The 14001-nt window shown below is 56.0% G+C and carries 15 protein-coding genes; 10 read left to right on the forward strand and 5 right to left on the reverse strand.

Going from position 1 to position 14001, the window contains the following annotated elements; all coding sequences use genetic code 11:
- Positions 1–121 precede the first annotated feature (121 nt).
- The 7 genes from hpf to G565_RS0101410 all read left to right on the forward strand — a co-directional run bounded on the left by hpf (position 122) and on the right by G565_RS0101410 (position 4137).
- Complete coding sequence (gene hpf / locus G565_RS0101380) at positions 122–427, forward strand: ribosome hibernation-promoting factor, HPF/YfiA family (RefSeq protein ID WP_028669370.1); 306 nt, start codon at positions 122–124, stop codon at positions 425–427.
- A 2-nt stretch (positions 428–429) separates the two neighbouring features.
- Positions 430–885: a PTS sugar transporter subunit IIA gene (locus G565_RS0101385; RefSeq protein WP_028669371.1), complete on the forward strand. Its 456-nt coding sequence runs from the start codon at positions 430–432 to the stop codon at positions 883–885.
- Between the two features lie 5 nt (positions 886–890).
- Positions 891–1769, forward strand: coding sequence for an RNase adapter RapZ (gene rapZ / locus G565_RS0101390; RefSeq protein WP_028669372.1), 879 nt, complete (start codon positions 891–893; stop codon positions 1767–1769).
- Positions 1766–2035: an HPr family phosphocarrier protein gene (locus G565_RS0101395; RefSeq protein ID WP_028669373.1), complete on the forward strand. Its 270-nt coding sequence runs from the start codon at positions 1766–1768 to the stop codon at positions 2033–2035. The genes rapZ and G565_RS0101395 overlap by 4 nt, the downstream gene beginning before the upstream one ends.
- Positions 2036–2275: 240 nt before the next feature.
- Positions 2276–2800 (forward strand): ribosome biogenesis factor YjgA, encoded by a 525-nt coding sequence (gene yjgA, locus G565_RS0101400; RefSeq protein ID WP_028669374.1) that lies wholly within the window; start codon positions 2276–2278, stop codon positions 2798–2800.
- A gap of 120 nt (positions 2801–2920) precedes the next feature.
- Positions 2921–3499: a sigma-70 family RNA polymerase sigma factor gene (locus G565_RS0101405; protein WP_037337240.1), complete on the forward strand. Its 579-nt coding sequence runs from the start codon at positions 2921–2923 to the stop codon at positions 3497–3499.
- Positions 3496–4137, forward strand: a complete 642-nt coding sequence (locus G565_RS0101410; protein WP_028669376.1) for a ChrR family anti-sigma-E factor — start codon at positions 3496–3498, stop codon at positions 4135–4137. The genes G565_RS0101405 and G565_RS0101410 overlap by 4 nt, the downstream gene beginning before the upstream one ends.
- A 54-nt stretch (positions 4138–4191) precedes the next feature.
- Here G565_RS0101410 and G565_RS0101415 read toward each other — a convergent pair whose 3' ends face one another.
- Entirely contained in the window at positions 4192–7005 is a 2814-nt protein-coding gene (locus G565_RS0101415) for an FAD-binding and (Fe-S)-binding domain-containing protein (RefSeq protein ID WP_028669377.1), read from the reverse strand.
- A gap of 184 nt (positions 7006–7189) precedes the next feature.
- Here G565_RS0101415 and G565_RS22480 point away from each other — a divergent pair, with 184 nt between their 5' ends.
- Positions 7190–7927: a FadR/GntR family transcriptional regulator gene (locus G565_RS22480; protein WP_037337158.1), complete on the forward strand. Its 738-nt coding sequence runs from the start codon at positions 7190–7192 to the stop codon at positions 7925–7927.
- A 7-nt stretch (positions 7928–7934) separates the two neighbouring features.
- Here the strand turns inward: G565_RS22480 and G565_RS0101425 are convergent, their stop codons facing one another.
- The 3 genes from G565_RS0101425 to G565_RS22485 form a co-directional block, all read right to left on the reverse strand.
- A complete protein-coding gene (locus G565_RS0101425; RefSeq protein WP_051207113.1) occupies positions 7935–8411 on the reverse strand; it encodes a GNAT family N-acetyltransferase in 477 nt (158 codons plus the stop codon).
- Positions 8408–9019, reverse strand: a complete 612-nt coding sequence (locus G565_RS0101430; RefSeq protein ID WP_028669379.1) for a riboflavin synthase — start codon at positions 9017–9019, stop codon at positions 8408–8410. Before G565_RS0101430 ends, G565_RS0101425 begins: the two co-directional genes overlap by 4 nt.
- Before the next feature lie 61 nt (positions 9020–9080).
- A complete protein-coding gene (locus G565_RS22485) occupies positions 9081–9818 on the reverse strand; it encodes a glucosaminidase domain-containing protein (protein WP_169579604.1) in 738 nt (245 codons plus the stop codon).
- 243 nt (positions 9819–10061) lie between these two features.
- Here G565_RS22485 and G565_RS22490 point away from each other — a divergent pair, with 243 nt between their 5' ends.
- Positions 10062–11258: an MFS transporter gene (locus tag G565_RS22490; protein ID WP_037337162.1), complete on the forward strand. Its 1197-nt coding sequence runs from the start codon at positions 10062–10064 to the stop codon at positions 11256–11258.
- 430 nt (positions 11259–11688) lie between these two features.
- Here G565_RS22490 and G565_RS0101450 read toward each other — a convergent pair whose 3' ends face one another.
- Entirely contained in the window at positions 11689–12015 is a 327-nt protein-coding gene (locus tag G565_RS0101450; protein ID WP_028669380.1) for a DUF1820 family protein, read from the reverse strand.
- Positions 12016–12259: 244 nt separating this feature from the next.
- Here G565_RS0101450 and miaB point away from each other — a divergent pair, with 244 nt between their 5' ends.
- Positions 12260–13624 (forward strand): tRNA (N6-isopentenyl adenosine(37)-C2)-methylthiotransferase MiaB, encoded by a 1365-nt coding sequence (gene miaB, locus G565_RS0101455; protein ID WP_028669381.1) that lies wholly within the window; start codon positions 12260–12262, stop codon positions 13622–13624.
- Positions 13625–14001 lie beyond the last annotated feature (377 nt).

A 14001-nucleotide genomic window follows, 5' to 3' on the forward strand; every position in this document is an offset into this window, starting at 1 on the left:
AGGCGCCAAATTCTCGAATAGGAGCTAGACTGAAAGAGGCAAAGGGAAATCGGATAACATTGCCCTGCAGGCACCCCGGCTTTCGGGTGCAGCAGATCCATCACTGCAAGAGGAGCGGACTATGCAAGTCAACATCAGTGGTCACCATGTAGAAGTTACCGAAGCGCTGAACGACTATGTCGGTCAGAAACTGGACCGGCTGGAGCGACACTTCGACCAGATTGGCAATGTACAAATCACCCTCAGTGTTGAAAAACAGCGGCAAAAAGCCGAAGCTTCACTCAACATCAAGGGAGCCCAGATTCATGCGGACTCTGAACACGATGACTTGTATGCCGCTATCGATATGATGGCGGATAAACTGGACCGGCAACTGCTTAAACACAAAGAAAAGACAGTTGATCGAATGCACGGGAATTCACGTTAATCATGATACCACTGGACCAGGTCCTGACCGTTGAGCGCGTCTTTGTCGGCGCGTTCGGCGCCAGCAAAAAACGCGTACTGCAAACCTTGGCAGAACGTCTTGCCACTGCGGTCCCGGGCGTCACTGAGCTTGATCTGTTCGATCAGCTCATCGCCCGGGAGCGGCTTGGTTCAACCGGTTTGGGGCAGGGTATTGCCCTGCCCCACTGCCGGCTCGCCAACATCGATCGTCCCGTTGCTGCACTGGTAAAGCTCGATGAAGCCGTCGACTTCGAATCACCGGATCGTCAACCCGTCGATCTGATGTTTGCGCTGGTGGTTCCCGAAGCCGCCACGGACGAACACCTTCAACTTCTGGCCGCCGTCGTAGAACGGTTTAACGACTCCGATACGGTTGCCGCCCTGCGCGATACCCGCGATCCCGATGAACTGTACCGGCTTTTTTTCAAGGGATTCTGATCACCATGGCGACGCAGGCCAAACCATTCCGGCTAATATTAATCAGCGGTCGTTCAGGCTCTGGGAAGAGCACCGTGTTGAACGCGCTGGAAGACGCAGGCTTCAACTGCATCGACAACTTGCCACCCGCACTGTTGCCTGAACTGGTGCGTTGGATGTCTGCCAGTACCGAGCAGCCCAATACGGCAGTGTGCATCGATGCGCGGATGTCGCCTGAGGGCATTTCCCGTTTACCTGAGATTCTGGCATCACTGCAAACGGACCTGGTGCCGGAGATTCTTTATCTGGATGCCGACGAAACCATTCTGCTGCAACGATTCTCCGCTACCCGTCGCAAGCACCCGCTAACTGATCAGCACCGTTCCCTGGCCGAAGCAATCGCCCACGAAGCACAGCTGCTCGCCCCGGTAGCGGCACTGGCCCAGTTAAAAATAGACACCAGCAGCCTGTCCTTGCAGGAACTGCGTGACCAGATCCGGTCCCGGGTTATTCGCAAACCCAGAGGCATTGCCCTTCAGTTTCTGTCGTTCGGGTTCAAACACGGTCTGCCGCGCGACGCCGACCTGGTGTTTGACGTACGCTGCCTGCCTAACCCTTATTGGGACAAGGCATTGCGCGTCTACACCGGCCGGGATGAACCCATTCAGGCCTTTTTGCAACGCGAACCGGCCGTTACCGAGATGTTCGAGGACATTCGCCGATTCGTTGATCGTTGGCTGCGACAGTATGAAGCCAACCAGCGTGCCTATCTCACCGTTGCCATCGGGTGCACGGGCGGCCAACATCGCAGCGTTTACATTTGTGAACAACTCTACGGTACTTTTTCCGCCAGGTATCCAAGCGTTCAGATCAGACACCGGGACATGGGGCACGACGAAGCGTGATAGAAGAACAACTGACCATCATCAACAAGCTCGGCCTTCATGCCCGGGCGGCGGCCAAACTGGTCGGCGTGGCCGGTCAGTACGAGAGCCGAATTGTGCTGGTCAAAGACGGCCGCGAGGCCGATGCAAAAAGCATCATGTCCGTGATGATGCTGGCTGCCAGCCAGGGAACCGAACTCGATGTACGCATCGAGGGTACGGACGCCTCCGAAGCCTGGGGGGCCTTGCTTACCCTGGTTCAAAACCGCTTCGACGAATCCGAATAGGCAATAATGGCGGGATACTGACAGCATTTACAGGCATTGCCATCACTACAGTCCGGATAGTTAGAGTTCTGGCTGGTGCCACCCTGCCCTTTCTTTTAAAATCAGGTAAATCGACCCGGCGATGCAAATCAGAGTTATCCCAGCGACGCCTTTACCCCGGCTGGTTTCCTGACATTACCCAGCCGGGCCACATTCTTTCTGCTTTGAACCTGATCGGGCAGCCACCACCGTAGAGCGCTCATGACGCACCCTGAAGACGACAACATCGAATACGAACTGGTCAGCAAATCCGAAATGAAACGGGAAATGCACCGCTGGCAAGCCCTGGGTGAGCGTTTGCTTACACTGCGTGCCGACCAACTGGCCACCATTCCCATGACCGAACGGCTGATTCAGGCTCTGGACGAGAGTAAGCGAGTGACCCAGCGCGAAGCCCGTCGCCGGCACTTGCAACTGATTGGCAAGCTGATGCGCGACAACGATGTCGATGCCATCCGCGATGCCGTCGACCGGCTCGACCCCAGCAGCGATGTCTATAAACGGGATCTGCAACAGGCAGAAGTCTGGCGTGAGCGACTGATTCGCGACGATAGTGCTGAAGGTGACTGGTTCGAGACCTACCCAAACACCGACCGGCAGCCTTTTCGGTCACTGGTGCGAGCGGCGCGCAAAGAACAACCGGACGACCCGGCGGCACCCATACGGGGCGGCAAGAACAGTAAACGCCTGTTGCGCTGGATCAAAGAAACCCTGGCAGAAAAATAATCATCCACCATGATCCGGATACAAATCGCAGACGTACTTTAAGCTGAGACCCCATGTACAGGTTTAAAAATGTCAGCGGCCAATGTAATCTCGATACTCTCATCGAAAAAAGCACGCACTATGACACAGACGAGCCAAACAGCCGACGACTGGGCTGATCTGCTCGAGGCCGTGGCCCGAAGGCAGGACACAAAGGCCTTTGAGGCTTTGTTCAAGCATTTTGGTCCCCTGATCAAAGCCTTTGCATTGTCATCAGGCTTGCACAGTCAGGGTGATCACTTGCCGGAAGAACTGGTTCAGGACGTCATGCTGGCTATATGGCGCAAATCTGCGTCCTATGACCGGCGTAAAGCCGCACCTTCTACCTGGATCTTCACCATCGCCCGTAACCAGCGCATCGATATGCTGCGACGCCTGAACAAGTATCGGGCCGACGTATCGGCCGATGCGATCTGGGACCTTGAGTCTGACACCGAGCTGTTTGGCGAGATTCGTCAATCACGCATTCAGGACAAGGTAAAGTCGGGTCTCTATGATCTACCGGTTGATCAACGCCAGGTAATGGCCAAGGTTTTTCTGGAAGACAAAAGCCACCAGGAGGTTGCTGACGAAATGAAGCTGCCCCTGGGTACCGTCAAGAGCCGGGTTCGCCTGGCGATGAAAAAGATGAAACTTTCTTTAGAGGCACTTGATCTATGAGTCAGTGGCACCCGCAACCCGATCAACTTGTGGAATTTGCAGCCGGTACCTGCCACACCGGCATGAGTGTGGCGATCTCTGTACACCTGCATTACTGCACCCAGTGCCGCACGGCCCTCAGCGAGCTTGAGAGCACATCCGCGGTTCTGTTTGAACAACAATCGGCGGTACCCGTCACCGATTCTGCTTTTGAGCAGCTGATGCAACGCATCCAGCGTGAGCCAGAGGTTGAACCAGTGGTAGAGCCCGTTAACAATCGCTTTCCAAAGGCGCTGTCTACCCTGCTCCCGGCCTCGCTGGATGACCTGGACTGGCGCCAGCCAATGAAAAATCTGCGGGTCAGTCATCTGATGACAGACGAAAGCGGCATGATCATCGGCTTGCACCACATGAAAGCGGGTGCTCGTGTACCGAATCACTACCACCGTGGCGAAGAAATCAGCGTGGTGTTGGAAGGTGGCTTCTCGGATCAATTGGGATCCTATGGCGCTGGCGACTTTATCCTCCGAACACCGGATGACACTCACTCGCCGCAAACCGATGCCCACGAAGACTGCCTGATGCTGTCCGTAGTGGCTGCTCCGGTTAAACTGACCGGTGCATTGGGTTGGCTGCTCAATCCCTTCCTCAAAGCTTAAGCCCGGTTTCACAGGGAAAGCCATGAACCCCGGCCATGCCGGGGTTTTTTATGTCTATTGAGTGTGATCAGATTGCCGGTCGAGTACTTCAAACAGCGAAAAATAGGTCAGCCCGCTGTGCTGGCTCAGCCCGATTTCACAGGTCCGGCTGGTGGAAATGCCATAAAGGCAATCACCCACCGACCCGGCCAAATGACGCAGAGAAGAGGCATTCAATTCCGGTTGGGTAAAACCCTTGTCCCCGGCAAAGCCGCAACAAGCCATACCCTCGGGTTGTACCCAGTGCGGTGTCACTGCGTTCAATACCCGCTGAAAGCTGGCTTCAATGCCCTGTTTTTGAACACTGCACGTTGTGTGTACCGCGACCCGGCCTGCCTCGGGCTGAATGACCAGCCGATCCAGCAAAAACCGGTCAATGAAATCGACACTGTCGTAAAACTGAATGCCGCGCTCCTCAGCCTGGGCCCGGACCCGCAAACTGCAAGGACTGGTGTCAGACAGAACAGGGAATCGCCCGCCACTTGAGACCTCCCACAGTTCATCGACCAACTCCCGGCGCTGCTGTTCGGCCACCTCGACGTGGCCCTTTGAATGAAACGGCTGGCCACAGCACAGTCCCCGGGTTGGCTGCGGCACCACAACCGCCAAACCGGCTTTACGCAACACACTCAGAGCGGCAGCTGGAATCGGCTGGCGTCCGTCGCCAAGTGCTGGCCCCATGGCCTGTGTCACGCAGGCCGCCCAGTAAACAACGGTATCCAGATCAGTGGGGCGTGTCAGGCGCGTCGGTGCATGAACAGGACGGGCAGACCCCGGCGTAGCGGCTGGCCACAGGGGCGTTCGGCCGCCACTGAGTCGCCGCATCGACAGCGAATAACGCTCTAGCCGCTGCGCACCCGCCAGGCGTTGCAAGCCCTGAGCTGTCCACAGCGCGCCGCGCGTAAGAGTGGCCAACGTTGCAAAATGCCGACCCATAAACCGCGCTAGCCGGTCATATCGGTGATTGTTTCGCTGACGCAGAGTGAGCACCAGCTCCCCGGTGTTGATCCCTACCGGGCACCGAAGTTCACACAACCCGGTCGCTGCACAGGTATCGATACCCTGATAATTGAACGCTTGTTGCCACAGTGGATTGACGCCTTCATTGCGGCTCTGCCGCTGCAGCTCCCGATACAATGTAATTCGCTGTCGTGGTGTCAGGGTCAGATCCCGGGAAGGGCATACCGGCTCACAAAAGCCACATTCGATGCAGGTATCGACAATAGGGTCCGCTGCAGGCAAGGCTTTCAGGTGCTGAATATGAGCCTTGGGATCATCATTGAGAATAACCCCGGGGTTGAGGATGCCAGCCGGATCAAAGACCTGCTTTATCCTCTTCATCAGGCCGTAAGCATCCTCGCCCCACTCTTTGGCCACAAAAGGTGCCATGTTGCGTCCGGTCCCATGCTCAGCTTTCAATGACCCCCCAAGTACACCGGTGACCACTTCAGCTATGTCCTGCATAAAGGCATCGTAGCGGGCAATCTCGCTGAGCTCTTCAAAGCCCTGGGTAAACACAAAATGCAGGTTACCCTCCAACGCGTGGCCAAAAATAATCGCCTCTGTGTAACCATGGCGATCAAACAGGGCCTGGAGCGCGGCAACCCCTTCCGCCAGGCGTTCCACCGGAAATGCGACGTCCTCAATAATCGCCGTGGTACCGGTGGCGCGCATCGCGCCAACGGCAGGAAAAGTGCCTTTACGCAAATTCCAGTATTGCGCAATCTGCATACTGTCGCGGGTAAAACCGGTACTGCGCCAGCCCTGGGGAAAACGTTCAAGCGCCGCCATTACCTGGTCACAATGACCGCTGAGTGCGTCGGCTACCTCGGATCGAACATCTACCAACAGCATTCCGCCTTCAGGCGGTAACTGGCGGGCAAAGTCAGGCAGACCCGGCATATGAGCGACTGACTCGATGGCACGGCGGTCGAGCAGTTCGACGGCGTCAACAGGACAAGACCGCAATGACGTGACAGCCTGCGCACACAGGTGCAGATCATCAAATCCGATCATGATAGAAGCTCTGTGTGGCCAGTCGGGCACGGTATTCAGACTGACTTCGCTGATAAATCCCAGCGTACCTTCTGACCCGACCATCAAATGCGTCAGGATGTCGATCGGGTCGTCAAAATCGAGCAGTGCATTGAGTCCATAGCCTGTCGTATTTTTAAGACGATATTTGTGGCGAACTCGCTCGGTCAATGCCGTATTCGCTTTGAGATCGGCCGACAATTGGGACAGCTTATCCAGAAAGCACCCGTGACTGGATCGAAACTCGGCGATGCTCAGCGGGTCCCGGCTGTCAACAATGCTGCCATCGGCCAGCACGACACGCATGCCGGCCAGGGTGTGGTAACTGTTGTGGCGCGTGCCACAGCACATGCCACTGGCGTTGTTAGCAACAATCCCGCCCATCTTGCAACTGCTAATGGAGGCTGGGTCGGGACCTATTTTCCGACCGAAAGGCTTCAGCCGATGGTTAACATCAGCGCCAATCAGGTCCGGTTGCAAATGCACCCGTTCACCCAGGGGGTCAATACGGCATCCGCGCCATTGATCGGTCAGAACCACCAGAACCGAATCGGTTACTGCCTGTCCGGACAAGCTGGTACCCGCCGCACGGAAAGTGACCGGTACCTGGCATAGCTGGGCTTGAATCAGCAGAAAGCTCAGCTCCGCCTCTGTTTCGACTGCAACAACCAATTGCGGCGTCAGGCGATAGAAACTGGCATCTGTTCCCAGGGCAAAACAGCGCACCGGATCGGTCGTCAGGCGCGACTCGGGTAAACGGTGTTTCAGTGCACGAATAAAACGATCAATCGTCATAACCGGTCCTGTTCTGACATTTGTTATTATCATTAGGGCTCATCGGATCGCTAAGGTGCCATCTTAGCCAACAAAAAACCCGCCGCAACAGGCAACCGGGTCCGCAAAAGTGAGTCATGGTGCCGTGAAAAGCCGTAAACTGGGGAGGAGCCAAGGCAATCCTTTTTAAAAAGTGGTCAGACCAATGACAATACGCAGGATAGATCGACTCTGCCAGTTGCTGAACCAGCAACTGCTGGACGGTGACCTGAAGCCGGGAGACAAGCTGCCCTCGGAACGCCAACTGGCAGTGCACTTCGAGACCAGCCGCCCACTGGTGCGCGAGGCACTGCAACAACTCAAGGGCCTGGGTGTCATCGAAAGTCGCCAGGGGGGAGGAACCTTTGTTTGCCAGAACTACGCTGAACCGGCTGGCTCCCCCTTGTCTTCGTTACTCAAGCAGAGCCAAGACCCGCTGCGGCTGAATGCCGAACTGCTGGAATACCGCATCACCATTGAATCCCGGTGCGCGGCTCTCGCCGCTGAACGCGCCACCGTCGACGATTTGCAACGTCTGGATCTGGCCTATCAGCATTTACGAAAGACTCACCAGCAATGGGATCTTGAACTCGAAGCGCAAGCCGATGCCCGGTTTCACCTGGCCATCGCCGCTGCCAGCCACAACCGCGTCTTTCTCCAGACCCTCCAGGGGCTATTTGGACTGCTCAAAAACAACGTCATCACCAATATTGGTGGTCTCAGCAGCCACCCCGACATTCGAGCTCGCCTGATGGGACAGCATGCCCGGCTGTTTGAAGCGATCCATCAGCGCAACCCCGAGTCGGCAAGAGCTGCCATTGAAGCGCATCTGGATTATGTAAAAGAGTTTACAGAACAGCTCAGCCGCAACCGTCAACGGTTGATAGGCAAGGTTGACCCATGAAACAGGGTCAATCGGGTGCTCGCTGCATCCACTGATGCTCAATGCCATCTTCCAGATAGACAGCACCGACGGGGACAAAGCCAAACGCCTGATAGAAGTGAACGAGATGCGCCTGAGCCCCCAGTGCCATGCCAGAGCCCGGAAACAAAACAGCCAGAGCGCTCACGGCTTCACCCATCAGTTCCCGGCCAAGTCCCTGACCGCGCGCGTTTGCGCGGGTGACCACACGGCCAATCGCAGGCCGTTCACCCGCAACACCAGGCGGCAATAGCCGGGCCACGCCCACCAACTCGCCGGCTCGATAGCCAAGCAGATGCCAGGCCTGATCATCCAGACCATCGGCATCCTGGTAGGGGCAGTTTTGTTCAACGACGAACACAGCGGCCCTCAGAGCCAGCACATCATAAAGCGTTCGGGTGTCGAGCTGCTCGAAGGTCAGGCACTGCCAGATGCAGTCCTGCCGGGTAACCGGCTCGTGAATCATAGCTGTCCCGCTGCTTTCATCCGGGACAGTGTGTCAACAATCGCCTGTGTGTGGGCGTCAAACTCCACGTTTATTTTATCCCCGACTTCAGCTTCGCCAAAGGTCGTCACCGCCAGTGTTTCGGGGATCAGGAACACGTTGAATCGATCGTCACGGACTTCACCTATGGTCAGGCTGCATCCGTTCAAACCGACATAGCCTTTGGGAAACAGGTAGCGGCGCTGCTCACCGGTGATGCCAAACCAAATCACGCAGTTATTTTCAGGCCGCTCTATTTCCAGAATGGGCACTGCATGATGAACATGACCGGACATTACATGACCGCCGATGTCATCACCAAAACGGGCTGCTCGCTCGACATTAACCAGATCGCCATCACTCAGATCCGCCAGGTTGGTAACCCTGAGCGTCTCCATCATGACATCAAAATAGGCACGCTCCCCGTGTTGGCGTGTCACAGTCAGGCAGGCACCATTCAGAGCAATACTGGCACCAATGGTGAGCCCGTCACGTTGTTTGTCCGACAGCGGTACCGACAACGTCCAAAGCTGGGGCAAACGGGCTTCGACTGTGACCGGAGCCCGGCTTTGCACAATTCCTGAAAACATGAGATTCCTTGGGATGCGAAACAGTCGCCTGTTTTAAGACTTTCACACCCTAAAGGCAAGCCTAATTGGCCGCATAGAACGGCCGCTGGTCGTATTCGGTCAATTCGTTGTGGGTAATCATTTCAGTCAGTTCACGAATGTACTCTTCACCGCGAATGGAGTAACCCTCCAGCCCCCAGACCAGCATTAGTGCCGATGCCGGCTCACCCAGGTAACGCAGTTCTGAGCGAATGTTGCGCAGATCCCGGTAAGGCGGGTGGGTATTGACGTTCTGGAAGTAGGCGGCCACCGACTCAGCCACATCGCTGAATACCTTAACTTCGTATCGCTCGCCCTCAGGTCGTCCTGCCGGCACCAGGCCACAGCCTTCGGCAAAACACCACTGCCCCAAAAGATTATTGCCTTCCAGAGCGAACCGGCTGGTACCCCAGGCGCTCTCATTGGCCGCCTGAGCAAGCACCAGCGACGCGGGAATGACGTCTACCCGGTTGAGCATCTGGTCGAAGTAGGCCTCGCTGCCAGGGGTTTCCTCTACTTCATACTCATGCCCCAGCTGGGCCAGATAGGATGCCTGCCAAGGCTCCGCCTCTTCGCCCTGGACCAGATCGGTCTGCATCTGCAACAACCAGATACGCTCGGCGACAATGCGCTGATTGACGCGCTGAATGATTGGGTTTAAAAACTCAAAAAATACCTGTTTTTTGGTCGCAACGTCATCAATACTGGCCATGTCTGGTAAATCTGAGTTAACCGTTTCCAATGGCTTGGGCGTTTCAGCCCATAGCAGCGCTACTGGCATTACCAATAGCAGTATAGTTGCGACCCGAATCCCTGGATTCCACATAATCGTTTCCGTTGTTGTTAACGCTGTTAATGAATTTGCAAGCCGCGTGAGTATAGAGTGACCTGTATGATTTTCAACCAACTCTAGCTCCAGCCCTCAAAGGTTCGAAACAGGACCGGACATTGGATCACTTGACACTCCACCCGCTGGAAGGATTATACCGGGTCAGTTGCCCCAGCCAGGAATGAGTAATAGACGATGAACAAACCAAGCCCCGCCCTCTGGACGCTGATCGCCATGCAAGCGCTGTCTATGTGCGCCCCTCCCATGGTAATTCTGATCGGAGGTTTGATTGGAACGCAGCTTGCGCCCAGTCCACAGCTAGCGACCTTGCCCCTGTCGGTTCTGGTGATCACCACTGCCTTCAGCACTTTCCCAACCGCTATGATCATGCAAAAGCTGGGTCGCAAAAAAGGCTTCCTCATCGGCAACCTGATATCAATAGCCGCCTGTGGCATCGCCATCGCGGCCATTTACATCCAAAGTTTCGTCTTACTGCTGGTTGCGACCGGGGGGCTCGGTTTTAACATGGCCTTTGTAAACCAGTTCCGATTCGCCGCCATGGAGCGCGTTGCGCCCGAACATCAGGGTCAGGCCGTCTCCTGGCTGCTACTCGGCGGCATCTTCGCGGCTGTGCTCGGCCCGGAGCTCGGGGCGATGGGGGAATCACTTCTGGGCGCGCCTTACGCCGGTGCTTTTCTGTTGCTAGCGGGCGTGCTTCTGGGGGTCACTCTGCTACTCACGTTTGCCTACCAGGACTTACCATACCAGGCTCCGGTCAAACACGTCGTTGGACGTTCCTGGGGTTCACTGCTGCAACAGCCAGTGCTGTGGCTGGCTCTGCTGGCGGGTGCAATTTCCTACAGCGTGATGACGCTGGTGATGACGGCCGCACCCCTGAGCATGCACGATATGGATCAGCACAGCCTGCACGCCACTAAAACAGCCATTCAGGCCCATATTCTGGCCATGTTCCTGCCATCGCTGGCAACCAGTTGGCTCATTCGGCGGTTCGGCCCGGAACGGTTGCTGATGCTGGGCCTGCTCATTTACGCGCTGATGATTATTGCCGGTCTCAGCGGCCGAGGCGTCAGTCATTACACCACCAGCCTTATCTTGCTGGGTGTCGGTTGGAATTTTCTATTCGTATCCGGCACAACCCTGCTGCCCAGAGCCTATAAGGATTCGGAGCGTTTCAGGGTGCAGGCAGTGAATGAATTTCTGGTGTTTGGTGCCCAGGCACTGGCGACCCTGGGTGCAGCATGGCTGCTGTTCAGGTTTAACTGGGAGGTCTTGTTGTATGCCACTCTGCCCGCGCTGGTTGTTCTGTCGGCCACGCTGATATGGCACAGACGTGCATTGAACGCCACACCGCAAGGCGCGGACCCGGCTTAGCAGGGCTGTTCAGTTGGGGTTATTTCGGCAGGTAAAGGCATGAGGCCCCTCTCAGGGCCTCTGTGGTCAGAAAGACTGCATCGGACGTTACCGCCGGCGGCGTTCATCGTCCTTTTTCACCCGGACAGGTTCCGGCTTAACGGCCGTACCCTGGCCATATACACGCCAGGCAACGATCCCCAGCAACATTGTCAACAACAGTACGGACATAATTTACCCCTCAAAACGGGTGCATTTGCCAACCGGGGTTGGCGCTATCACCTTGGGTGACCCTTTGAAGTATAGCTAATTTGCTTGCTGCGGCCAGATAAAACCCATGTCGATGTCGTGTAAATACCGCCAAATGCCGTCAAAGAGGCTCTCCCGGATTCAACCGGTGTTTGGGCGTGGCGCCCTTTTGCTGCCGATCCATTCCATAAGTGTCAGCCTGTTAGGGCCGTTTCGAGGGGCCGGAAGCGGGAAACGCTATCACCGGGCCACCTTTGCTTTCGCTGATCTTAGCCACGCCCTCCTGCTCGACCTCATCGATCCGTGTGATGGAATGCATGGGAATGAAGCTGCGTTTTACGCCGCTGAACTCTTTCTTGAGACGCTCCTCGCCCGGATCCACCAATAACTGACTGCGCTCACCAAAGATCAGTTCCTCGATCTCAATAAAGCCATACAGATCGCTTTGATAGACCTGTTCACAATACACTTCATATACCTTGTCCTGATTGATAAAGGACACTCTGTAAATAGCCTTGGGTTGTTTCATTCCCGGGTAAGATCCTGACTGATGCTAATTAATCACGGCCGCGAAACACGAGCGCTCACTGCCTCAATGATCCCGCTAATATGGGCTCCGAACCGATCATATTCAATAGCCAGCACCCGGCTGCTGGAAACTGCTTAAATTCTGTGCTCCGGATGGTTGGGTCGGACCCTTGTTATGCGTATAATCCTCGCCCCTTTTGAGCGTCGGCTTCTGAAACGCTCTTGCTGAATAAAACTGCAGGCTCATGACCAAAAAACTCTTTATCAAAACGCACGGCTGTCAGATGAACGAATATGATTCGTCACGCATGGCCGATCTGTTAGGCGACAGCCACGGCTATACCCTGACCGACAACGCCGATGAAGCGGACGTATTACTGCTGAATACCTGCTCAATCCGTGAAAAAGCTCAGGATAAGGTGTTCCATCAGTTGGGTCGGTGGAAGAAGCTCAAGGCTAAAAACCCGGACCTTAAAATCGGGGTGGGTGGTTGCGTGGCGTCTCAGGAAGGCGAGGCCATTTCAGACCGTGCGCCTTATGTCGACATGATTTTTGGCCCCCAGACCCTGCATCGTCTGCCACAAATGCTGGATGCGTCGACAGGCCAGATTGCCAATGCCGCCGGCAATCGCATTGCAATGGTCGATGTGACCTTTCCGGAAATCGAGAAATTCGACCACTTGCCGGCCCCCAAAAGCGATGGTGTCTCAGCGTTTGTATCCGTCATGGAAGGGTGTTCCAAATACTGCACGTTTTGCGTAGTACCCTATACCCGGGGCGAGGAAGTCAGCCGCCCCTTTGACGACGTCATCACCGAGGTTGTGCAATTAGCGGAACAGGGTGTACGGGAAATCAATTTCCTTGGCCAGAACGTCAACGCTTACCGCGGTCCTCGCCACGACGGCGGCGAAGCCGACCTGGCGGAGCTGATCACCCTGGCGGCCCGCATCGATGGCATCGACCGCATCCGCTTCACCACCAGCCACCCGGTGGAGTTTACAGATTCTCTGGTCGACGCTTACCTCGACATTCCAGAGCTGGTTAGCCACCTCCATCTTCCGGTGCAAAGCGGTTCAGACGCCATTCTAAGCGCCATGAAACGCGGCCATACGGCGTCGGAATACGTCGAGAAAATGGAACGTGTCCGGGCCAACCGCCCCGACATCAGCTTCTCGTCGGATTTCATCATCGGCTTCCCGGGCGAAACCGAGGCTGACTTCGAAGCCACCATGAACCTGATTCAGACCATTGGTTTCGACCACAGTTTCAGCTTCGTCTACAGTCCGAGACCCGGCACGCCCGCGGCCAACCTGGAAGACACAACACCAGAGTCCACGAAAAAGCAGCGACTGGCCATTCTGCAAGACAGAATCATCCAGCAGGCGGCCCAGATCAGCCGCCGCATGGTCGGCAGCACCCAAACAATCCTGGTCAGTGAGCGCTCAAAGCGCAATCCAGCCGAGTTACAGGGCCGAACAGAAAACAACCGTCCGACGTTTTTTGAGCACAATGACGACGAATTGATCGGAAAGTTCGTGCAGGTCCGTATTACCGAGGCTTTTGCCAACAGTTTGCGCGGTGAGGTTGTCAATACTGACCTGGCATATTGATGTTCCGTGGTTGAACGGGTGGTTGAACTTTTTTTTGAGCCAAGACCCCGTATCGGGCACCGGGTATGCCTATCCGGGGTCGGCATGAACCCATCCGTGGGGCCTAGACCGCAGCATCCATGCTGCGGACTTCCCCGGATAGGCATACCCGGCACCCGATACTCACGCTGTGGTTGCAGATTATAATCTGCAACCAATAACTAAAATTCCGGAGTTCGCTGAGATGGCAAGCGACGGCTGCCGGTGGTACTCCTGTGGGGTAGTCAGCAGTATGGATCGGTCCGACGCTTCGGCTGCGGCCTAGGCTCCATGGATGGATGAGTGGGCGGCATTCCGCCCGACCCCACAGGGGTACCCCGGTAGCCGCCGCGGATTCC

The organism is Saccharospirillum impatiens DSM 12546 (genome assembly GCF_000423605.1).
In the GTDB taxonomy this organism is placed as follows: Bacteria; Pseudomonadota; Gammaproteobacteria; order Pseudomonadales; family Natronospirillaceae; genus Saccharospirillum; species Saccharospirillum impatiens.